Source organism: Amycolatopsis sp. MtRt-6, from assembly GCF_017308975.1.
Taxonomy (GTDB): domain Bacteria; phylum Actinomycetota; class Actinomycetes; order Mycobacteriales; family Pseudonocardiaceae; genus Amycolatopsis.
Genome location: NZ_JADWPD010000050.1, coordinates 20,357 through 42,681, shown reverse-complemented (window position 1 = coordinate 42,681; position 22,325 = coordinate 20,357). Strand labels below are relative to the sequence as shown.

At 69.6% G+C, this 22,325-nt stretch carries 17 protein-coding genes and 1 tRNA gene; 2 read left to right on the top strand and 16 right to left on the bottom strand.

Annotated features, from left to right (window positions below; genetic code table 11):
- Position 1 precedes the first annotated feature (1 nt).
- From I4Q55_RS46980 to I4Q55_RS46955, 6 genes are all read right to left on the bottom strand, one after another.
- A complete protein-coding gene (locus tag I4Q55_RS46980; RefSeq protein ID WP_206797385.1) occupies positions 2–1,171 on the bottom strand; it encodes a Glu/Leu/Phe/Val dehydrogenase in 1,170 nt (389 codons plus the stop codon).
- Between the two features lie 1,363 nt (positions 1,172–2,534).
- Positions 2,535–2,608 (bottom strand) — tRNA-Pro (locus tag I4Q55_RS46975).
- Between the two features lie 118 nt (positions 2,609–2,726).
- Entirely contained in the window at positions 2,727–3,890 is a 1,164-nt protein-coding gene (locus I4Q55_RS46970) for an alginate lyase family protein (protein ID WP_206797383.1), read from the bottom strand.
- A gap of 143 nt (positions 3,891–4,033) precedes the next feature.
- Positions 4,034–6,289 (bottom strand): glycosyl hydrolase family 18 protein, encoded by a 2,256-nt coding sequence (locus tag I4Q55_RS46965; RefSeq protein WP_374194547.1) that lies wholly within the window; start codon positions 6,287–6,289, stop codon positions 4,034–4,036.
- A 117-nt stretch (positions 6,290–6,406) separates the two neighbouring features.
- Positions 6,407–7,186 carry an enoyl-CoA hydratase/isomerase family protein gene (locus I4Q55_RS46960; RefSeq protein ID WP_206797381.1) on the bottom strand — a complete coding sequence of 260 codons (780 nt, stop codon included), beginning with the start codon at positions 7,184–7,186 and terminating at the stop codon, positions 6,407–6,409.
- 2 nt (positions 7,187–7,188) lie between these two features.
- On the bottom strand, positions 7,189–8,100 hold the full coding sequence (locus I4Q55_RS46955; protein ID WP_206797379.1) for a PaaX family transcriptional regulator C-terminal domain-containing protein: 912 nt from the start codon (positions 8,098–8,100) through the stop codon (positions 7,189–7,191).
- Positions 8,101–8,247: 147 nt separating this feature from the next.
- Here I4Q55_RS46955 and I4Q55_RS46950 point away from each other — a divergent pair, with 147 nt between their 5' ends.
- Positions 8,248–9,885: an ABC-F family ATP-binding cassette domain-containing protein gene (locus I4Q55_RS46950; protein WP_206797378.1), complete on the top strand. Its 1,638-nt coding sequence runs from the start codon at positions 8,248–8,250 to the stop codon at positions 9,883–9,885.
- 471 nt (positions 9,886–10,356) lie between these two features.
- Here I4Q55_RS46950 and I4Q55_RS46945 read toward each other — a convergent pair whose 3' ends face one another.
- The 5 genes from I4Q55_RS46945 to I4Q55_RS46925 form a co-directional block, all read right to left on the bottom strand.
- Complete coding sequence (locus tag I4Q55_RS46945) at positions 10,357–11,154, bottom strand: carbohydrate ABC transporter permease (protein WP_307793490.1); 798 nt, start codon at positions 11,152–11,154, stop codon at positions 10,357–10,359.
- A gap of 35 nt (positions 11,155–11,189) precedes the next feature.
- Positions 11,190–12,143, bottom strand: coding sequence for a carbohydrate ABC transporter permease (locus tag I4Q55_RS46940; protein WP_206797374.1), 954 nt, complete (start codon positions 12,141–12,143; stop codon positions 11,190–11,192).
- A complete protein-coding gene (locus I4Q55_RS46935; protein WP_206797372.1) occupies positions 12,125–13,390 on the bottom strand; it encodes an extracellular solute-binding protein in 1,266 nt (421 codons plus the stop codon). The genes I4Q55_RS46940 and I4Q55_RS46935 overlap by 19 nt, the downstream gene beginning before the upstream one ends.
- A gap of 107 nt (positions 13,391–13,497) precedes the next feature.
- On the bottom strand, positions 13,498–15,588 hold the full coding sequence (locus I4Q55_RS46930) for an alpha-galactosidase (RefSeq protein WP_206797370.1): 2,091 nt from the start codon (positions 15,586–15,588) through the stop codon (positions 13,498–13,500).
- 55 nt (positions 15,589–15,643) lie between these two features.
- Entirely contained in the window at positions 15,644–16,588 is a 945-nt protein-coding gene (locus tag I4Q55_RS46925; protein WP_206797369.1) for a methionyl-tRNA formyltransferase, read from the bottom strand.
- Positions 16,589–16,702: 114 nt separating this feature from the next.
- On the opposite strand from I4Q55_RS46925, the gene I4Q55_RS46920 reads away from it, so the two are divergent.
- Positions 16,703–18,001, top strand: coding sequence for a lysine N(6)-hydroxylase/L-ornithine N(5)-oxygenase family protein (locus I4Q55_RS46920; protein WP_206797367.1), 1,299 nt, complete (start codon positions 16,703–16,705; stop codon positions 17,999–18,001).
- A 235-nt stretch (positions 18,002–18,236) separates the two neighbouring features.
- Here the strand turns inward: I4Q55_RS46920 and I4Q55_RS46915 are convergent, their stop codons facing one another.
- The 5 genes from I4Q55_RS46915 to I4Q55_RS46895 all read right to left on the bottom strand — a co-directional run bounded on the left by I4Q55_RS46915 (position 18,237) and on the right by I4Q55_RS46895 (position 22,214).
- Positions 18,237–18,722: a DinB family protein gene (locus I4Q55_RS46915; protein ID WP_206797365.1), complete on the bottom strand. Its 486-nt coding sequence runs from the start codon at positions 18,720–18,722 to the stop codon at positions 18,237–18,239.
- Positions 18,723–18,727: 5 nt separating this feature from the next.
- Positions 18,728–19,228: a DinB family protein gene (locus I4Q55_RS46910; RefSeq protein WP_206797364.1), complete on the bottom strand. Its 501-nt coding sequence runs from the start codon at positions 19,226–19,228 to the stop codon at positions 18,728–18,730.
- An 82-nt stretch (positions 19,229–19,310) separates the two neighbouring features.
- Positions 19,311–20,114 (bottom strand): ABC transporter ATP-binding protein, encoded by an 804-nt coding sequence (locus I4Q55_RS46905; protein WP_206797362.1) that lies wholly within the window; start codon positions 20,112–20,114, stop codon positions 19,311–19,313.
- A gap of 4 nt (positions 20,115–20,118) precedes the next feature.
- Positions 20,119–21,177 carry an iron chelate uptake ABC transporter family permease subunit gene (locus I4Q55_RS46900; RefSeq protein ID WP_206797360.1) on the bottom strand — a complete coding sequence of 353 codons (1,059 nt, stop codon included), beginning with the start codon at positions 21,175–21,177 and terminating at the stop codon, positions 20,119–20,121.
- A complete protein-coding gene (locus I4Q55_RS46895) occupies positions 21,177–22,214 on the bottom strand; it encodes an iron ABC transporter permease (RefSeq protein ID WP_206797359.1) in 1,038 nt (345 codons plus the stop codon). The genes I4Q55_RS46900 and I4Q55_RS46895 overlap by 1 nt, the downstream gene beginning before the upstream one ends.
- Positions 22,215–22,325: the final 111 nt, after the last annotated feature.

Sequence of the window (22,325 nt, the reverse complement as noted above, 5' to 3'; positions counted from 1 at the left end):
ATCAGTGGATGTCGGTGCGCGCCCGCGAAGGGGGCACGGTGATGGGGTTTATCGCGGTGCTGGCCGCTGCCCGCGGCGAGTACACGCGCCGGAGCGCGTGCCGGACGGCGGCCTGCGGCAGCGTCAGGTCGTCGGCAGCCGCTCGCTCGGCGACCGCCCGGTATGCGGCCAGGATCCGGCGCCCGACCTCCTCGCGGAGACCGCGTGCCAGCGTTTCGGCGCTTTCGGCCTGCGGTGCGTGACCGGTCAGCACGAGCGCGGTGGCTGCGGCGGCACCCGCATTCGCCACGATGCCGGGCAGTACCGGGATTTTCCTCAGCTGCAAGGTTTCGAGCGCGGCGTCCGTACAGGGCATGTTCGCGCCTTCGACGACGAGACGAGCGCGGACCCGGTCCGCGTTTTCCCTGCGGATCGCGGCACCGCCCGCCGCGAGTACGAGGATCTCGGCCGGGACGTCCAGCCAGGCTTCCGGAGCGTCGCTCGTCCGCACGGCCGGTGGCAGTGCGCTGCGGTCGATCAAGCCGGTGGTGTCGGTGGCGGCGAACAGGGCGTCCAAGGGCAGCCCGCCCGGATGCGCGACCGTGCCCTGTGCGTCGGCGACGGCGACGATCCGATAGCCCAGGGCGGCCAGGTGACGTGCGGCGCCACGGCCGACGGTTCCGAAGCCCTGGATCACCGCGGTCGATGGTGCTCGGCCGTACTCGGCCGCCTCAATCGCCCGCACGACACCGAAACCGGTGATGTCCTGGCACTTTTGCCACAGTTCGGCCCAGGAGCACGGCAGCCGGGCACCGGGTGCGCCGGTGACGTCGTACCCCGCCGCGTCGAAGATCATCGTGCGGTCCGGGTGGGTGATGCCCTGGTCGCTGCCCAGGTAGATGCCGCCCTTGAGAAGCGGTGCGGCCGACACACCGAACTCCCGCAGCTGGGCGTCGCGCTCCGGCCCCGGTCGTAGATCGCTGACTATGCCGGCCTTCGCGCCGCCGAGAGGCAGCTCGGCCAATGCGAGTTTGAGTGTCATCAGCCTGGCGAGCGTGGCGAGCTCCTCGACAGTGACGCCCGGAGTCATCCGGACACCACCCATCGCCCGCCCGTCGACGAGGCTGTCGACAGCCACGTGGGCGAGCAAGCCGGTCTTTTCGTCGGTGATGGTCGTCTTGATGAGAAGCACGCGCCCCCCAGCACGATCGGATTTCCCAACCCCCAAGTAAGCGGGATCCTTGAACCGGACGGTACAGTCGGCCGTGTGATCGAGTCAACGATCGCCTCGGATACCCCCTCGTTGGAGCAATTTCGAGCGATCGTTCGAAATTGTCTCCGACCTCCGTTGCCGCAGATGGTCTCTTGCTTCTTGGTGCATTCAGGTACGGATATCGGAGCGCGAATCATCTGCCGGACGCTGGTTTCGATGATCGTCGCCTGCGCTGGACCCGTTGGGCGGCAAGCGCTTTCGAAGCCGATGTTGTGACGGTGGCTTTGCCGATGTAACGCAGCGGACGAGTTCGCCCGGCCGTGCCGCCGTTTCATTCACCGCCGGACGTCGGGCAGCCGGAGAAGATCGGCGCCCGCGATGGGCTCACTCCGGTCGGGGTCGCGGGCTCGATTCTGTTCCTGCTCGCCGCGCTGTGGCTCGGCAGGCGGCTGAGGTGGGCTTCTGTATCGTGCCGTACATTTTCGACATCAGCTGCTCGTCGGCGTAAACCCAAGTCGCTTGATGAACAGGTTTTGTCTCGTCTGCTCGCGTCCGCGTTCGGCGAGAAACAGGTAGGGGAGGTCCGCTGCGGAGGTAGCGGCTGATGGCTTGGCCGTCACCCTTGCCCTGGACGAGGACACCGTCCGTCGGAGATCAACGTCCTGAATCTTGAGGCTGGCGAGCTCCGTGAGCCGCGCACCGGTGTCGAGGAAGAGGCGGATGATCGCCGGATCGCGGCGTTCGCGATAGCCTTTCCGCGGCAGGTATCGAGCAGGCGGCTCAGTTCGTCATCGGACACCACCGGCACGAGCTTGTCCGGCGTGTTCGGCTGGCTGAGCTTGTCCATCGGATGGCGATCGATCTCCTCGCACTTGAGGAGGTAGTTGAAGAAACTGCTGGATCGCCTTGTACTTGTTGAGGGGCTGTGGAGGCGGAGCGGCTGTCGATCATCCAGGTGATGAACCACTCGACGTGCTCGCGTCCGACGTCGGCCGGATCCTCCGCGGCGTCGCTCTCGTCGTCGGCGGACATGTCCATCTTCGCGAGGAACTCCGGCAGCTCCGAGCCGCCCAGGAAGTCGGCGAGCCGCGTGTCGGCGAGCTCGTAGTTGTAGCGGGTCGTGTGCGCGCGGTTCGCAGCGCAGGCTGCGGTCCCACTCTTCGACGTAGGAACGCCACGTGTCATCCGCGGGCCTGGGAAGACCCTGTTTGGTCGAATTCGTCGGCATGGGGCGAGCCTCCAGTGAAGGTGTCACCGAGCGCTGTGCTAGACCGGATCGACACCCATGACCACAGCAAAAAGCGGGCCTCCGCAGCTGTGAGCTGCGGAAACCCGCTGTCCGTCGGGCTGACAGGATTTGAACCTGCGACCCCTTGACCCCCAGTCAAGTGCGCTACCAAACTGCGCCACAGCCCGGACTCGCACTCCCTGAGTGCGTGAGAAGTACTCTAGCGTGCCCGCCGAACGGCCCTGCAAGCAGGGTCCCCTGTCCCCCTGACCTGCGGAAACAGGGCAGGGGGACACGGTGCCAAGATCAGGCCGGGTTCGCCGCGTGCGTCAGCGTCTGCCACGCCACGAACAGGTTGTTCGAGCCCGCCGGCCGTTGGCGCTCCGTCAACGTCTGCGTGTTCGTCATCGCGATGCCCATGCGCGTGTTCAGTGCGTTGAAGCCCACCTCGGTCACCGGGCCGAGGCCCAGGTTCAGGCGGCCTCCGCACAGCCACGACGGCGCCGCCGTTCCCAGCTGGTACTTCGACTGGAAGCCCAGTGCCTGGCGCAGGCGCGTGCCGATGTCCGTTCCGTACACGTCCTCGCCCTGGATGCGCAGCGTCTCCGCCACGTCCGCTATTGCCGCTATGCCGTAGCCCGTGTGGGTGAAGTCGCGGCAGGTTTCCTGGGTCAGGCCGTCCACGAACGTCGACTGGCCCTGCCAGTAGTTCACGATCTGGTCCCGGGAAGTGAGGCCGCTGCCCGGGACCGTCTTGGGCAACGCGCCGTCCGAGGACAAATACACGTACGCCGCGACGCGGTTGCGGTAGCGCGTCACCGCCTTGTCGTAGCTCGTCCTGTCCTCCAGGAACACCGAGATGCCGACCGCGGCCTCCATCATGGACAGTTCCCAGTTGCCGTTGCTGTTGCTGCCGTTGATGACCTTGTTCAAATACACGTTGCGCAGCATCGTCGCGAACCGGCCCGAGTTCGGCCAGCTCGGGTACGTGTACTTGATGATCTCCGCGGCGCGCGGCCACGACGAGCCCGCCCAGCCCGTCTGCAGCGGCGCGTTGCTGTTGGTGTGGCTCGTGATCACCGCCGACCACGCGTCCATCAGCGCGATCGCCTTCTGCGCGTAGCGCGCGTCGCCCGTGATGTACCAGATCAGCGCGTCCGTGTATGCCGCGATCGCGTCCTCGCGCTCGTCCGTGCAGCCGTAATTGGGATTCGAATACGAGCCGCATTCGACCACCGCGCGTGGTTTCGGCGTTCGCGAAAGGGAGGCGTAGGAACTGGCCCGCGCCTGGTCGTACGCCGCTTTCCACGGCTGGGCGCCGGCGTTCACCTTGGCCTTGGCGAAGTCCAGCTGCGGACGGCTCACCAGCACGCCCGGGTGGGTGAACGTCGCCGGTGCCGCCGGGGCGGGGGTGGCCAGCACCCCCAAGAGCAGCGGGACCAGCGCGAGGACCTTGCGGAAGCGGGACATGGCTCTCCTCGAGACGACGGTGTCCTGGGGCGCGCGCCGACCCAGTGTCATGGTCCAGACCACAAGTGGTCAAGCTTTTCTTTGTGCCCCAAAGAAAGTGTTCAGCCCGCTGAACAGCTGCATTCAGCGGGCTGAACAAACCTTCAGCCGAGGCCGGCGCTGACCGCGTTCATCAGCACACCGGTGTCGCCCGACATCTCCCACGCCATCACGCCGAGCAACCCGCGCGACTTGAGCCACGTGGTCTTCTGCCCGATCGACCAGGCGTCGTCGAACGTCCACCACTGCCCGCCGTTGCCCGTGTAGCACGACGTCGCGACGGCGGCCGTGTCGTGGCGGACCGTGCACCCCGGCACGCTCGCCACCAGGTTCGCGTACCCGCGCGTGCCCGCTTCCTCGGCGAACTGGCCCGGCGCCGCGCCGGTCGCCGGCTGCCATTCGCCGCTCTTCCCGCCGTCGGCGACGCCTTGCCAGCCGCGGCCGTAGAACGCCAGGCCGAGCGTCAGCCGCCGCGGGTCCACGCCCGCATTCGTGTACGCGTTGATCGCGCTTTCCGCACTGAAGTGGAAGTTGTACGGGTCGTCCGCGTCGGCGAACAGGTTGCCCTGGTGGCCGGTGCGGTTCGGCTCCCACGAGTTGTCACTGCCTGCCCCGTGGAAGTCGTAACCCTGCACGTTCGCGACGTCCAGGTAGTCGAAGATCTTGGAGACGTCCCAGCCCGAAGCGACCTTCGCCGGGTCCGCCGGGGTGAACGCCTGCAGCTGGTACCGCTTGCCGGTGGTCGCCCCGTAGGCGTCCAGCTGCGTGCGGAACTCGGCCAGCAGCGCGGTCAGGTTGGCCTTGTCGTTCGGGCTCCAGTGGTTGCCGGGGTGGCCGTCGGGACTGCCGGGCCACTCCCAGTCGACGTCGATGCCGTCGAAGATGCCGGCCGCGGTACCCGGCCCGCCGGCGCCGCCGTAGGGCGCGATGTTGCCCTTCAACCAGGTGTCCACACAGGACGAGACGAACTTCTTGCGCGACGCGTCGGTCGCCGCGACGTCGGAGAAGTACTTCGAATACGTCCAGCCGCCGAGCGACACCAGCACCTTCAGGTTCGGGTGCTTCGCCTTGAGCTTCTTGAGCTGGTTGAAGTTGCCGCGCAGCGGCTCCCAGCCGGTGTCGGCCACGCCGTCCACCGACTGCGCCGCCGGGAAGGGCCGCGAGTAGTCGGCCTCGGCGTCACCGGCGCCATCGCCCTGGTTGGGGTCCTGCGGGTTGGCCGTTGTGCCCTTCGTGACCCCGGACAGGCACGTCAGGTTCACCGGATCGATGTTCTCGAACGCGTAGAGCAGGTGGGTCAGCTTCGCCGCCGCACCGGACGTTTCCAGGTTCTTCACGAAATACTGCCGCCCGTAGATGCCCCACTGCACGAAGTACCCGACCTTCGCGTAACCCGGGACGATGTCGCCGGTCTTCGCCGTCACGGCGGCGCTCGGCGCCGAAACGTTGTCGTAGCCGTCACGGGCGCGGACGGTGAACGTGTACGAAGTGGACGGTGCCAGCCCGGTCACCACCGCCGACGGCGTGGTCACCGTCGTGGCCAAAGTGGACCCGCGGTAGACGTCGTAGCCGACGACGCCGGTGTTGTCGGTTGACGCCGTCCAAGCCAGGGACACGCTGCCGGAGCCGGCCCCCGTCGCCCGCACCCCGCTCGGCGCGGACGGCGGCGACGTGTCGTCGGCCGGGTTGTTCGTCGTCACGGCCAAAGAAGCGCTCGCCGGGGACGTGTTCCCCTTGGCGTCCTTGGTCTTCACCGTGAACGAGTAGGCCGTACCCGGCGCGAGCCCGGAAACGGTGGTGTTCGTCCCGGGCACCGACGCGGCCAGGGACGTCCCTTGGTAGACGTCGTACCCGGTCACCGGCAGGGAGCCTGCCGCCGAGGCGTTCCACGCCAGCGCGACCGACTTCGTCGTCTTCGCGACCAGGCGCAGGTTCGCCGGCGCGCCGGGCGGGGTGTCCGGTGAACCGTCGCAGTTGGCGTTGTCGACGCGGCACTGCGTCGGCGTCGCGGCCGCGCTGAGCCGGAAAGCCGGGTTGTACGGGTAGGTGTTCCGGCCCGGTGCCAGCGTCGCGATGTAGTACGCGGGCGTCAACGTGACCTGGGTGCCGTTCTGGGTCACCGTGCCGTGTTCGCCGGTCGACGCGGTGACGCCGGCGGGCAGCGTGAACGTGATCGCCCAGTTGCTCACCGATGCCGTCCCGGTGTTGGCGACGGTGTACGTACCGGTGGTGCCGCTCATGGCCAGGGTGGCGGTCAGCGAACCAGCCGCGGCAGCGGGGGGCGCGAGCGCCGCGGTGCCGCCCAGCGCGAGGAGCAGGACGGCGAGCGCGGAGCGTAGTCGTGCGGGAGTGCGTCTCATGGCGGTTCTCCAAACGGCACGAGGGAATGCGATGTGGTCTAGACCACATCGAATGTAACCCGGAGCGGGGAGAACCGCGCACGCCCGAACGGCGGCAACCGGTGGCCGAACGGACTGTTAACGTCCCGAGAAGGTCGCCTTCCCCGGCCCGTCGGCGAGGAACGACTTCACGGCGTTGCGCAGGTCCTCGGTCTCGAAGAGCTCGGCGGCGATGGTGGTGATGTGGGCGTTCGCCTCGGGGACGCCGCCGGCGGAAAAGTGGTCGAGGACGCGCTTGGTCGCGGCGTGGGCGCGGGTCGGCCCCTCGGCCAGCCGCCGGGCGAAGGCGCGCGCGGCGTCGTCGAAGCCCTCGTCCGGCAGCACGCGGTTGACGACGTTCCAGCGCTCCAGTGTCGCCGCGTCGTAGGTGTCGCCGGTCATGACGAACTCCTTGGCGCGCCCGACGCCGGCCCGCGCGGCCAGCCGCTGGGTGCCGCCCATGGTCGGCGTCAGGCCGACGACCTTTTCGACCAGGCCGAACTTCGCGCGCTCGGCGGCGAGGATGACGTCGCAGGCGACGGCGACCTCGAACGCCCAGGTCAGGCACAGGCCGTGCGCGGCGAACACCGTGGGGAACGGCAGCGCGGCGATCCGGTCCGGCACCGCGAGCATCTCGTCGAAGAGCACCTTCGCCTCGGCGGGCGAGCCCTGGGCGTCGAACAGCGAGACGTCGACACCGCCACTGACGATCTTGCCTTCGGCGCGGACCAGCAGCGCCCGCGCGGGTTCGGCCTCCAGTTCGCCGATGGCCGAAGCCAGCGAGGACTGCAGCGAAGCCGTGTAGAGGTTCAACGGCGGAGCGTCGACGGTCAGGACGGCGAGCCCGCCGTCGCGATCGAGGCGGACCTGCTGAGTCATGATCACCCTGCTTCTTCGGCTTCGACGATGTCATCCCAATACTGCTGGGCCTCGGGGCGCCAGTCGACGTGTTTGTGATGGAACAGTTCCGCCGCTTTCGTCCCGCTCCACTTCGCCGGGAGCAGCTCGGCCGGCAGCTGTGGGTCGAGGAAGGGGAAGCGCCGCCACTCGTGGACCAGCTCGGTCTGCGCGCGCAGCACCGCGCGGCCGCCGGTGGGGTGCAGGCCGGTGAAGCGGTCGATGAAATCCTCGTAGCGGTCCTTGAGGTCGGTCAGGTCCCAGGACCGGGCGACCATCGACTCCTGCTCGCCGACCTCGCCGTAGGCGGCGGTGAACGACATCGCCTGCGCGTCGAGGCCGAGCTCGTTGACGATCTGCTGGGCCTCCCGCTGGCGGGACAGGTCCGGGCTGACCCACACGCCGGCGACGGGCGAGCCGAAGCCCGCCCAGGTCAGCCGCGTGCGCAGCCGGTGCCGCAGGTCGCGCTTGGCCTCCGGCACGGAGACGATCAGCATCAGCCACTGCCCGTTCCAGCTGCGTTCCTCGCGGCCGAAGGCGTAGATCCGGTCGGCGCCCTCGGTGAGGAGGCGGCGCCCGGGCGGGGTCAGCGACCAGCGCACGCGGCGTCCGACGCGCTCGGAGACCACCCAGCCCTCGGCGGCGGAGCGGGCCAGCGCCTGGCGCGCCGACTTCTCCTCGATGTCAAGGATGCCCAGGACCTCGACGAGCATCGACGTCCAGACCGGCTTGTCCCGGGGCAGGGCGTACTCGCCGAGGACGGTCATCAGCAGCGACCGCGCGCTGGCGTGACTGACCTCGCGGCGGCGGCTCACCGTGGGCCGGGGCGCGGACGGGCGGCCTTCCCTCGGCTTCGGCCTGCGGCCGAGGGTGACCGGGGGAGCGGGCTCGCCCATGCTGTTCACCGACCTCACTGCGCTGCGGGACTTGACAACCCCACAGGGTACCCACAGTGAGTGATCAAAGCGCCACAGGACACACACTGTCGGTGGTTTTGACCTTGATCTGACAGTTCACCACGGGGTCGTAGACTCGGCTACCTCATGAGCGCAACTCTCGTCGCGAAGGACCTGGCCGCGGGCCACGGTGACCGCATCCTCTTCTCCGGCCTCGATCTCGTGGTGGCGCCCGGCGACGTCGTCGGCCTGGTCGGGGTCAACGGCGCCGGCAAGTCCACGCTCCTGCGGACCCTCGCCGGCCTCGCGAAGCCGGACAGCGGCGAGGTCCGGCTGAACCCGCCGTCCGCGACCGTCGGGCACCTCCCGCAGGAGCCGGAGCGGCGGGAAGGCGAGTCGGTGCGGGCCTTCCTGGCGCGACGCACCGGCGTCTCGGCGGCCCAGGCCGAACTCGACGCGGCGACTTCCGCGCTCACGGAGGGCGCCACGGGCGCGGACGACCTTTACGCGCCGGCCCTGGACCGCTGGCTCGCCCTCGGCGGCGCCGACCTCGACGACCGGGCCGCCGAAGTGGCCGCCGACCTGGGCTTGGCGGTGGACCTCGACCAGCCGATGACGTCGCTGTCCGGCGGCCAGGCGGCCCGCGCGGGGCTCGCCTCGCTGCTGCTGAGCCGCTACGACGTCTTCCTGCTCGACGAGCCGACGAACGACCTCGACCTGGACGGTTTGGCCCGCCTGGAGCGGTTCGTGTCCGGCCTCCGTGCGGCGACGGTGCTGGTGAGCCACGACCGCGAGTTCCTCGCCCGCACGGTGGACCGCGTTGTCGAGCTGGACCTGGCCCAGCAGCAGGTGAACGTCTACGGCGGCGGTTACGAGGCCTACCTCGAGGAGCGCGAGGTCGCCCGCCGGCACGCGCGTGAGGAGTACGAGGAGTACGCCGACACGAAGGCCTCGCTGGAGGCGCGCGGGCGGATGCAGCGGGCGTGGATGGAGAAGGGCGTCAAGAACGCCCGCCGCAAGCAGCCCGACAACGACAAGGCGGCGCGCAAGTTCCGCACCGAGGCGACGGAGAAGCAGGCGTCGAAGGCGCGGCAGACGGACCGGATGATCGAGCGGCTGGAGGTGGTCGAGGAGCCGCGCAAGGAGTGGGAGCTGCGGATGGAGATCGCCGCGGCCCCACGGGCGGGCGCGGTGGTCGCGACGCTGCGCGGCGCGGTGGTCCGGCGCGGCGAGTTCACGCTCGGCCCGGTCGACCTGCAGATCGACTGGGCGGACAAGGTCGCGATCACGGGGGCGAACGGCTCCGGCAAGTCGACCCTCCTGGCGGCACTGCTCGGCCGGGTCCCGCTTGCGGACGGCGCTGCCGCCCTGGGACCGGGTGTCGTGGTCGGCGAGGTCGACCAGGCGCGGCGGTTGTTCTTGGACGACGTCCCGCTCGCCTCGGCGTTCGCTCGGCAGGTGCCGGAGTTCGCGGACGCGGAGGTCCGGACGCTGCTGGCGAAGTTCGGTTTGAAGGCGGCCCACGTCCTGCGCTCGGCGGCGACGCTGTCCCCGGGGGAGCGCACCCGGGCGGCACTGGCGTTGCTGCAGGCGCGCGGGGTGAACCTGCTGGTCCTGGACGAGCCGACCAACCACCTGGACTTGCCGGCCATCGAGCAGCTGGAGGCGGCGCTGGACAAGTACCCGGGGACGCTGCTGTTGGTGACCCATGATCGCCGGATGCTCGACGCGGTGCAGGTAACCCGCCGGCTCGCGGTCGACGGCGGCAAGGTGAGTGAGCTTTGACCTCGCGGGCTTTTGGTTCCTTTGGTGAGCAGTGCTCTCGAAATTGACCGCTGCTCGCGGTGGTGGGGTGAGCGGTGCTCTCGCTTTGGATCACTGCGCCGGATCCGAGGTGAGCAGTGCTCTCGTCGATGATCAGTGATCTCGGGGGCCGGGGTGTGACCTGCTTGGTGTGAGCGGTGCTCTCGATGGGGAGGGGGCGCGTGGGTTGGCGTGAGCAGTGATCTCGGCGACGGACGGAGCGCGCGTTGATGTGAGCAGTGCTCTCATTGGTGAGCGGCGCACGCTGTTTCGCGTGAGCAGTGCTCTCGAATTCGAGCACCGGCTGCTGTTCCTGGATGAGCGGTGCTCTCGAGCATGCTTGGCCGTGGGGTGGCGCCCGGGGTGGTCGTGGGGCGGGTTGTGAGCAGTGCTCTCGATTGAGAGCGTCGGGCGTTGAGCGTGGGGAGTGGCGCTCTGAAAGGAGAGCACCGCTCACCCTTTTGTTGCCCCTCCGGTCAGGCCCTTCACGAACTGCTTCTGCAGTGCGAGGTAAAAGATCAACACCGGCAGTGTTGCCAGGAACATCAGCGCGAACACGCTTCCCAAGTCCGCCTGGTACTGGCCGATCGAGCGGTAGATGCCCGTCGTGATCGTGGTTCCCTGGCTGGGGCCCAAAATGATCAACGGGTCGATGAAGTCGTTCCAGATCCAGACGCCCAGGAAGATCAAGACCGATGCCGTGGCCGGGCGGAGCAACGGGAAGACCACTCGCCAGAATGCCTGCATGCGGCTTGCGCCGTCGAGGAGGGCCGCTTCCTCCAGTTCCACCGGCACTCCTCGGATGAATCCCGTGAACACGAACACCCCGAAGGGCACGTAGTACCCGACGTTGAACAGGATCAGTCCTTGCAACGTCGCCATGAGGTGGGTGACGCGGAGGACGTCGGTGATCGGGATCAGGATCACCTGCGGTGGGATCATCAGCCCGGCCAGCAGGACCAGCGTGAGGACCTTCGTCCACCGCCTGCTCGACCGCGCCAGGTAGTGGCCGAGCATCGCCGACAGCACCGTCAGCACCACGATCGACGACGCCGTCACCACGATGCTGTTGGTCAGGCTCACCCAGAACAGCCCGTCCGGGCGGGTCAGCACCGCGTGGATGTTCGCCAGCGTCGGCGGTAGCGGCAGCGACGCCGGCGACGGGGCGATCCGCTCGCCCCGCTTGAAGACGTTGGCCAGCACCAAGTACAACGGGATGAAGAACACCGCGCTGACGAGCAAGGCGAACACGGGCCGGACCAAAGAACGGGAACGAGGGCGAGAGCTCACAGGTCCACCTCCCGGCGGCGCAGGAAGTTCAACACCACCGTCGTCACCGCCGCCACGATCACCAGCATCACCACCGCCATCGCCGAGGCGTAACCGACGTGGTTCGAGTCGAATCCCGTCTGCAGCACGCCGAACGCGATCGTTGCCGTGGCTCCGGAACCCGGGCCGCCGTTGGTGATCACCTTGACGTAGTCGTACGTCTTGAACGCCGAGATCAGCAGTACCACCGTGTTGATCGTCAGTGACGGCGCCAGCAGCGGCCACGTCACCGCGCGGAACCGGCGCACCGGCCCCGCGCCGTCGATCTCCGCCGCCTCCAGCAGCTCCGGTGGCACCCCCTGCAGCCCCGCCAGGTACACCACGACGCAGAACCCGAGCATCTGCCAGCACACGATCGACGCCACCGAATACAGCGCCACGTCCGGGTCGGACAGCCAGCCCGGCGGGTCGGCAACCCCTAGTGAACGCAACAGGGTGTTCAGCGGCCCGCGGTCGTCGAGCAACCGGGACCAGACGATCGACACCACCACCGAACTGAGGATCACCGGCGTGAAGAACACGCTCCGCAAAGCGTTGTACAGCCAGCCTTTCCGGTCCAGCAGCAACGCCACGCCGAGACCCAGGACGTTGGGCACGATCACCACGATCACCGTCAGGATCGTCGTCACCTGCAACGCCGTGAGGAACTGCGAATCGGTGAACAGCAGCCGGTAGTTCTCGAAACCGACGAACTTCACCGGTGGTTTGAACGGGTTGTGGTTCGTCAGGCTGTACCCGAAGCTGATCAGGATCGGCGCCATCACGAAGCACGAATAGACCAGCACGCCCGGTGCGCCGAACGACGCGAAGTGCGCCAGCCGTGGCAGCACCGGCCGGCGGCGGGCGACCGGGCGGGGTGGGGACGGGGGCGCGGCGACGGCGGTCAAGGACGTCAGCCCGCCTTCGCCCACTCGGTGTCCAGGAACGCGCACGCCTCCGCCACGGACCTGCGGCCGGTGATGACGTCCTGGGCGGCCTGGTCGACCTTGTCCTTCATCCCCGGCAACAACCCGTCGTCGGCGGTCTCCCACCGGAACGCGTGCACCACGGCGTTCTCCCGCACCGCCTGCGCGTACAGCTCATACCCGGCCTTGAACGTCGGCCCGACGTCGGACGGCGGTGTGTAACCCTTGATCGCCGGGAACAGCCCGTCGGCCTTGACGGACGCGTCCAGCTGGTCCTTGTCGAGCTGGAAGCCCAGCGCGAACTTCCGTGCGGCGTCGAGGTTCGCCGCCTTGGCGTTCACGATCATGCCGCCGCCGGTGTAGGCCGGGACCACGAGCCTGCCGTCCTCGGTGGGGAAGTTGAACACGCCCACCTCGAAGTCGTGCTTCTTCGAGTCGGCGTTGGCGGCGAACCAGTTGCCCATCGGGTACATCGCGCCCTGGCCGTCGAGGAACGCCTGCTCGGTCGCCGCGTAGTCGCGGGACACGCTCGTCTTGTCCACGTAGCCCGCAGCCGCGAGGTCGGCGAGCTTCGCGAACGCGTGCTGGAACGCGGGATCGGCGAACTTCACCTTGTCCTGACGGCGCTGGGTGAGCCAGTCCGGCATCGTGTTGTAGACCTCGGTGCTGACCAGGCCGGACAGGATCATCGACGACGGGAAGCCGTCCTTGCCGCCGCCGATGGTGAACGGCGCGTAGCCCTTGTCCTTGAGGCGGCCGGCGTCGGCGACCAGCTCGTCCCACGTCTTCGGCGGCGCCGCGATGCCCGCGTCGGCGAACATCTTCTTGTTGTAGTAGATCGGCGGGATCGTCTGGGTGTTGGCCGGCAGCTGGTAGTACTTGCCGTTCACCGGGTTGGCCTGCGGGAACTGGAAGTCCTTCAGCTCCTCGGGCGTCCACGCGTAGAGGTTGCCCGCCTCGGCGAAGCCGGCCGAGTCCACCGCGATCATCACGTCCGGGAACTGGCCCGACTGCAGCAGCTGCTTCGCGTACGACGTCCGCCCGTCCGCGGTCGGCGCGACGAGCTTCTTGACCTTCACGCCCGGGTTCTTGTCGGTGACACGCTTGATGGCGGCGTCCCAGTACGCCGGGGTCAGGTTCGGCGTTTCGAAGGTCAGGAAGGTGATCTCCGCGCCGCCGCCGGTGTTCGAGCCGACCGAGCACGCGCTCACCGCCAAAAGTGCCGCCGCGCCCAGCGCCAGGGACCGTCTCATGTCCGAGCCACCTTCCATCATATGTGATGTATGGCGCATTTCATCGGACCTATTCGACGATGTCAAGCGTCAAGTGGGCGAAAGGGTCGCAAAGACAGGGAGATAGATCAGATCTTTATGCGATCGAGGCGGACGACCACGCTGGCGAAGTCACCGGCCGGCAAGGCCAGCGGAAGGCCGTGCGCGAGCAGCGCGGCGCCGCTGTACGTGCGGCCCGAATCCGGGTCGCGGTACCGCCCGCCCCGATCGAGGCCGGCCAACCGCAGCGGCCGCTCCGGCGCGTTGAAGTGCGCGGCCTGCCGGTAGGCGAACACGGCCACCCGATCGCCGTGGACGTACGACAAAGCCGTCAGACCGTCGTCGACCGGCGGCCGGAGCCGATACAGCGCACCGTGCTGCACGACCGGCCGGATGTCCTTGTACAGCGCCACGAGATCCCGGGCGAGCGCGAGATCGTCGTCGGGCCAGTGCACGATGTCGCCGCCGAGGCCGAGCACGCCGGCCATGGCGACGTGGAACCGGAATCGCAGCGGCACCGACCGCGCCGTCACGAAGTTCGGGTTGTCGGTGACCCACGCCGCCATCGCGCGGGCCGGGTAGAGCTGGCCGTAGCCGTGCTGGATCCGCAGCCGGTCGAGCGCGTCGGTGTTGTCGGACGTCCAGACCTGGTCGGTGCGGGCGAGCACGCCGAGGTCGATCCGTCCGCCGCCGCCCGAGCACGACTCGATCCGCAGGTCCGGGTGGTCCGCGCGCAGCCGGTCGAGCAGCGCGTACACCGCGCGGGTGTGCTCGACCCACAGCCGGTCCTGGTCGGCTTCGCCGGGCCAGCCCGCTTCGCTGAACGGCCGGTTCATGTCCCACTTGAGGAAGTCGATGCCGTGCGAGCCGACGAGCCGGTCCAGCCATTCGTGCGCCCACGCGGCGACGTCCGGGCGCGCGAAGTTGAGCACCAGCTGCCGCCGCAGCTCCGACCGGCGCCGGTGCGGGTCGTGCAGCACCCAGTCCGGATGGGCGCGGTAGAGGTCGCTGTCGGGGTTGACCATCTCGGGCTCGACCCAGATGCCGAACCGCATGCCGAGCCCGTGCACGGCGTCGACCAGCGGTTTCAGCCCGTCGGGGAAGCGGGCGCGGTTGACGTGCCAGTCGCCGAGCCCGGCGTGGTCGCCGGTGCGGGCGCCGAACCAGCCGTCGTCCATCACGAACAGCTCGACGCCGAGTGCCGCCGCCTGCTCGGCGAGGGCGCGCTGGCCGGCCTCGGTGACGTCGAAACCCGTGGCCTCCCACGAGTTGTAGAGCACCGGCCGCAGCTCGCCGGGGTGCGGCAGGACGTGCGCGAGGACGTAGGCGTGCCACGCGCGGCTCGCCGCGCCGAACCCGCCGTCGGTGTACAGCCCGGCGGACACGGGGGTGACCAGCGGACGACCGGGTCCGACGCGGTGGACGACGCCGTCCTGGCCGAAGCCGCCACTCACCGTCAGCCGCCCGGTCGACGAACGCGTGGTGGTCAGCCGCCACGACCCGCTCCACGCCAGCGCGACGCCGTAGACCTCGCCGTGGCGCTCGGTCGCCGTGCCGTCGTCGACCATCACCCACGGGTTGGCGTGGTGGCCGGTGATCCCGCGGCGGCTGGCGAACACGGTCTCGCCGTGCGGCGCGAGCTGACGCACCAGCTGCGTCTCCGCCGCCCACCGGCCGGTGACGTGGCTGAGCCGGTAGTCCTCGAAGACCGGCAGCGCCCAGGTGGCCGAGTCGGCCCGGACGACTTCGACGTCCGTGTCGGCGGAAAGCGAGGTCCACCGTTCGAGGACATCGCCGCGCAGCCGGTAGTGCAGCGTGATCCGCAGCGGGTAGTGCCGGTCCGCGAAGAACAGCCGCAGGTGATCGTCGGTCGCCGCGTAATCGGAGTAACGCCATTCGAGCGCCCGCGTCCCGTCGGCGAACCGGACCTGCAGGGCCGGCGTCCAGTACCGGGTGCCGCCGTCGGCGGCGAGTTCGTCGAGCCCCTCGTCCGGGTCGTTGAAGCCGTCCCACCGGGGAAGCGGTTTCCCGATCAGCGCGACGACGTCGGCGTCGGCCAGCGCGGGTCCCCAGTAGACGTGCACCGGGACGTCGTCTTCGCCGAGCCGCAGCGCGTATGTGCTCGACTCCCCGGTGAGCACCCAGGTGCGGTGTCCGTCGAGGAAACTGATCCCGGCCATGCGGGACATCCTGCTCACCGGCGCGGCCGCCGCCAAGGGATGTCCCGCTCACCGGTTACGGGCGGTCGGTGAGGTAGCCGCCCATCGTCTTGAAGTACTCGTGCGCCGGCAGCTCGGTCCCGTCGGCGGTGCGGACGCGCTCGACGAGCAGGCCGGGGGACTGGCCGCGGCGGGCGTCCGGCCCGGCGACGATCACCACGCCGTCGCCCTCCCGGATGAAGATCCGGCCGGGCGTGCCGCCGTAGTGGCCCTGCGAGACCGACGCCTTGAGGATCCGCAGCTCCTGGCCGCGGTGGTAGGCGAACGCGTTCGGGTACGGGTCGGACAGCGCGCGCACGAACCGCTCGATGTCCGCGGGCGGCAGCGTCCAGTCGATCAGGCTGTCCCGCTTCGCCCGCTTGTGGAAGAAGCTCGCCTTCGACCGGTCCTGCGGCACCGGGGTGTAGCCGGTCTCGATCAGCGAGATGGCTTCGGCGGTGATCGGCGCGATGAGGTCGACCGTGCGGTGGAAGAGGTCGGTCGTGGTGTCGGCCGGCCCGACCGGGATGGCGCGCTGCAGCACGATGTCCCCGGCGTCGAGCTCGCCGTCCATCATGTGGGCGGTCACGCCGACTTCCGGCTCGCCGTTGATCACGGCCCAGATGAGCGGCGAGAAGCCCGCGTACGCCGGCAGCAGGGAGTCGTGGATGTTCAGGGTGCCGTGCCGGGGCAGCTCGAAGATCTCCGGCGGCAGCCAGGTCCGCCAGTTGTTCGCCACGATCAGGTCGAGGTCGGCGGCCTTGAGCTCGGCCAGCAACTCCGCGTCGTCCGGGCGGTTGCGCAGCAGCACCCGGATGTCGTGCGCCGCGGCGAGGTCGGCGACCGAGTCGGCCCAGATCCGCTCGTAGGCGTGGTCGCTCTTCGGGTGGGTGACCACGAGGGCGACCTCGTGGCCGGCGTCGATGAGCGCCTGGAGGGTCCGGTGCCCCCAGGTCTGGTAGCCGAACATCGCCACGCGCATTCGAGAGTGCCTTTCATGGTCGGGGGACGAACATCACCACGAACGTACTAGGCGAGGCTCGCCTAAGTTAGGTTAGGGTTCCCTGAACCGTACCGGAGCGCGCGAGGGAGCAACATGACTGCAGAGGTCCCGATCTACGACATCGTCGGCGTGGGCTTCGGACCGTCGAACCTGGCCCTCGCGATCGCCCTCGCCGAGCACAACGCCGGTGCCGGGGAGCCGGTGACCGCCCACTTCCTCGAGCGGCAGCCGCGCTTCGGCTGGCACCGCGGGATGCTGATCGACACCGCCACCATGCAGGTGTCGTTCCTGAAGGACCTGGTCACCATGCGGAACCCGACCAGCGAGTTCAGCTTCCTCAACTACCTACACGCCGCCGGGCGGCTGGTCGACTTCATCAACCACAAGAACCTCTTCCCGCTGCGCGTGGAGTTCCACGACTACTTCGAGTGGGCGGCCGCGAAGGTCGACGACGTCGTCTCCTACGGCACCGAGGTCGTCGCGATCAAGCCGGTGTACGACGGCCCGGAAGTCGCGTACTTCGACGTCGAAGCCTCGGACGGCACGTCGTTGCGGGCCCGGAACCTCGTGATGGGCACGGGTCTGCGCGCCCAGCTGCCCGAGGGCGTCACCACCGGCGACCGGATCTGGCACAACAGCGAGCTGCTGTTCCGCGTCGAGGGCCTGAAGAACGCCGACCCGAAGCGGTTCGTGGTGGTCGGCGCCGGCCAGAGCGCGGCCGAGGTCGCCGCGTTGCTGCACGACGAGTTCCCGCGCGCCGAGGTGTGTGCGGTGTTCGCCCGCTACGGCTACAGCCCGGCCGACGACAGCTCGTTCGCCAACCGGATCTTCGACCCCGAAGCCGTCGACCAGTTCTACCGCGCGGACGAGCCGGTCAAGGACCGCCTGATGCGCTACCACGGCGCGACGAACTACTCGGCCGTCGACATCGACCTGATCGACGAGCTCTACCGGCGGGTCTACCGCGAGAAGGTGCTGGGCGTGGAACGGCTGCGGCTGTTCAACGTCTCGCGCCCGGTCGAGGTGACCGACGCGGGCACGGTGACGGTCGAGTCGCTGACGACCGGCGCGCAGACGGTGCTGGAGGCCGACGCGGTCGTCTACGCCACGGGTTACCGGCCCGCGGACCCGACGCCGCTGCTCGGCGAACTGGGCCCGCGGTGCCTGCGTGACGACGAAGGCCGGCTCCGCGTCGAGCGCGACTACCGGCTGGTGACGGAAGCGCCCCTGCGCGGCGGGATCTACCTGCAGGGCGGCACCGAGCACACGCACGGCATCACGTCTTCGCTGCTGTCGAACACCGCGGTGCGGGTGGGGGAGATCCTGCAGTCCGTCGTGGACCGGCGGGTGGTCGCGGAGCCGGCGGGGGAGCTTGCCGTCAGCCTACGCTGAATTGTCACACGGTGATGACATTTAATTTGCCACACGGCGGTGACATTTAGACGTAGGGTGCGCGCACGACCAGCGCCGGACTGGGGAGCAGCTGGTCCGGCGCCCGGTCGGCCCGTCGGGCAACTGCGGCACGGCGAGCCGGTCGATGCGCAGGTCCACCGGCGGGATGGTCGGCAGCCGGTCGATGCGGAGGTCCGCCTGCGGGTCGTCGCGGTGCCGGCCGGGGAGTTCGCGGTCAGCGCGCGGTGATCTGCTCCCGCAGGATGTCGCCGTGGCCGGTGTGGCGGGCGAGCTCCTCGATCAGGAACAGGTAGATGAAGCGGAGGGTGACCTCGCCGATGACCGGGTGCGTCCACCGGTCGTCGAGCGAGAACCCCGCCGCGATCTCGCGGGAGCGCTTGCTGGTCCGCTCGTACTCGGCGATCACGTCGTCGACGGTTTCGCCGTCGGAGACGACGAAACTGGGGTCCCCGGGTGTCGAGGGGCCGTCGATTTCGGCTTCGTCGAGCCCGCCCACCAGCCACTGGAACCACCGCCGCTCGGCGACGGCGACGTGCTTGACCAGGGCGATCGGGGTGGTCAGGGACGGCACCAGCCGGCGCCGGGCGTCGGCTTCGGACAGGCCGCGCGCGTTTTCGACGAGCGCGAGGCGGCCGCGGTCGAGCATGGCCTCCAGCAGCTCACGCTCGGAGCCGGTGGTGATTTCGGGAATGGCGTACACGGCAGTCACTTTCCTTGCGGGGGAGTCGGGACGAGCTGTTCCCGGAGGATGTCGCCGTGGCCGGCGTGCCGGGCGAAATCCTCGATGAGGAGCAGGTAGACGAACCGGAGGTTGACCTCGCCGAGGACGTCGTGCGGCCAGGTGTCGTCGAGGTCGAAGCCGGCCGCGATCTCGCGCGAGCGGGCACTGGCCCGTTCGAACTCGGCGATCACGTCCGCCAGTGTTTCACTTTCCGCGACGACGAAGCTGGCGTCGCCCGGGGTTGTGCTCCCGTCGCATTCGGACGCGTCGAGGCCGAGCACGAGGAGCTGGAACCAGCGGCGTTCGGCCATCGCGGCGTGCTTGACGAGGCCGATCGGCGTGGTCAGGGAGGTGACCAGGCGTTTTCGGACGTCGGTTTCGGACAGCCCGCGGGCGGTGTCGACGACCGCGCGGCGGTTGCGGTCCAGCATCGCCTCGAGCAGGCGGCGCTCGGATCCGGTGGTGGTTTCGGGCAGCACGAACATGGGTGTGCTCAGCTTCCTGGAGGGGGATTCGGCCGGATGGGTCCTCGGCGAAGGGTGAGGACGGGCCGAAGCCAGGATAGCGCTAAAGCACCGGCGCCGGGTGGTGACGGCTGATCGGGATGACCATCGGCGTCCCGCTCACCGGGTCCGGGGTCACCCGGCAGCGGACGTCGAAGACCTCGTCGACGAGCTCCTCGGTGATCACCGACGCCGGCTCGCCGGAAGCCACCACGCGGCCCGCCTTCATCGCGATCACGTGGTCGGCGTAGCGGCACGCCTGCGGGAGGTCGTGCAGCACCATGACCACCGTGCGGCCGTCCGCGCGGTTGAGGTCGACCACCAGGTCGAGCACGTCGATCTGGTGGGCCAGGTCCAGGTACGTCGTCGGCTCGTCGAGCAGCAGCACCGGCGTGTCCTGGGCGACCGCCATCGCGATCCACGCGCGCTGGCGCTGGCCGCCGGACAGCTCGTCGACCGGGCGGTCGGCGAGGTCGGTCATCTCCGTGGCCGCCAACGCGGAAGCGACCGCGCCTTCGTCCGATGTGGACCACTGGCGCCACCAGCTCTGGTGCGGGGCGCGGCCGCGGCCGACGAGGTCGGCCACCGTCATGCCCTCGGGCGCCACCGGCGACTGCGGGAGGATGCCGAGCCGCTGGGCGACCTGGCGGGTCGGCATGTCCTGGATCGAGCGGCCGTCGAGGTAGACGGCGCCCGACTTCGGCGTCAGCAGCCGGGCCATCGTGCGCAGCAGCGTCGACTTCCCGCACGCGTTCGCCCCGACGATCGCGGTGATCCTGCCGGGCGGGATGTCGAGGTCGAGGCCGTCGATGACGACCCGGTCGTCGTAGGCGACGCGCAGGTCCTGCACGCGCAGGGACGGTGTCATCTGTTCAGCCTCCGGAGCCGGATCGGTTGGCCCTGGCCAGCAGCCAGAGCAGCAGCGGGGCGCCGAGCGCGCCGGTCACGATGCCGACCGGCAGCGGGGACGCGGTGACGGTGCGGGCCAGGATGTCGCTGCCCAGCACCACGACGGCGCCGGTGAGCGCGGACGCCGTCAGCGGCGGGGACGCCTGGCGCGTCAGGCGTTGCGCGATCTGCGGCGCGGTCAGCGCGACGAACGAGACCGGGCCCGCGGACGCCGTCGCGAAGGCCACCAGCCCGGCGCCGGACAGCAGCAGCCCCAGCCGCACCGGCTGGACCGGCGTGCCGAGCCCGGCCGCCACGTCGTCGCCGAGCTGCAGCGTGCGCATCCACCGGGACAGGGCCAGCACGAGCGGCAGCAGCACCGCCAGCGCGCAGGCCAGCGGGACGACGTGCTCCCAGCCGCGGTTGTTCAGGTTGCCGACGAGCCAGCCGATCGACGCCTGGGCTTCGGTGATCTGCGCGCGGCTGAGGAGGTAGTCGGTCAGGCTGGTGCACATCGCGAAGATCCCGATGCCCACCAGGATGATCCGGTAGCCGGTGGTGCCGCGCCGCCACGCGAGGACGTACACGAGCAGCCCGGTCAGCAGCCCGCCCAGCAGGCCGAGCGTGGTGGTGCCGAGGCCGCCGCCGAAGCCGAAGGAGATCCCGGCGACGACGGCGGTGGCCGCGCCCGCGTTGATGCCGATCATGTCCGGGCTGGCCAGCGGGTTGCGGGTGATGGTCTGGAACACCGCGCCGGACGCGCCGAACGCGAGCCCGGCCAGCAGCCCGGTCAGCGCCCGCGGCAGCCGCAGCTCCTGCACGATGTAGGCGGTGCCGCTGTCGCCGCCGCCGAACACGGCGGACAGGACGTCGGACACGCTCAGCGGGACGTCGCCGATCGTCATGCCCACGCAGAACAACGCGAACGCCAGCACGGCGAGCACGAGCGAGACGGCCACCAGCCGGGGCCGGATCTGCCCGGACACCGCGGGTTTCGCGAGGCGGAAGGTGACGCGGTCGCGCCGCACCTGCAACAGGCTCATCAGGACTCCACCAGCTTGCGGCGGCGGACCAGCCAGATGAAGAAGGGCGCGCCGATGAACGCGACGATCACACCGGCGCGGACCTCGCCGGGCCGGGCCATGATCCGGCCGAGGATGTCGGCGGCCAGCAGCAGGCAGGGCGCGAGGATCGCGGTGTAGGGCAGCAGCCACCGGTGGTCGGGCCCGACGACGAACCGGACGGCGTGCGGGACGATCAGGCCGAGGAAGACGATCGGACCGGCGACCGCGACGGAAGCGCCGGTCAGCAGCGTGATGGCGAGGGCGCCGCGCAGCCGCAGCGGGCCGAGCCGCCGGCCGAGGGCGACCGCGACGTCGTCGCCGAGCGCGAGGCTGTTCAGCGCCGGGCCGCTGGTGATCGCGAGCACCACGCCGGCGAGCAGGAACGGCAGGACCCGCAGCAGCGAACCGCTGTCGACGCCGGCGAGCGAGCCGGCCGACCAGAAGCGGTAGCGGTTGAGCGCCACCGGGTCCGACAGCACCATCGCGCTGGTGAACGAGCCGAGCAGGGCCGTGACGGCGGCCCCGGCGAGGGCGAGCTTGACCGGGCTCGAGCCGCTGCGGCCGCGGGTGCCGAGGAAGTAGACGACCGCGGTCGCGGCGAGCGCGCCGGCGAAGGCGAACCAGATGTAGCCGTAGAGGGAGCCGACGCCGAGCACGGTGATGGAGAAGACGATGGCGAACGCGGCCCCGGCGCTGACGCCGAGCAGGCCCGGGTCGGCCAGCGGGTTGCGGGTCAGCGCCTGCATGACGGTGCCGGCCAGGCCGAGCGCGGCGCCGACCAGCACGGCCAGGAGGGTCCGCGGCATCCGGACACTGTGGATGATCACGGCGTCGGCCGAGCCGTCGTCGTGCCACAGCACCTGCCAGACGGCGCCGAACGAGATCTCCTTCGACCCCAGCCAGACACTCAGCAGGCACAGGAAAACCAGCACACCGAGAGCGGCCAGCAGACCGAGCGCGCGGCCCGTGTGTGGCGGGCGTCGCTTGAGAGCGATCCCTCCGGGGTCTGTTCGCACCGCACCTCCGACTGGTACTGATTTTAGGTAAGGCTAACCGATGGTACAGGAGTGCGTCCTCACCATCCGTTTGTTAGGGTCACCTAAGTTTGCACCCCGATCGGGGTGCGT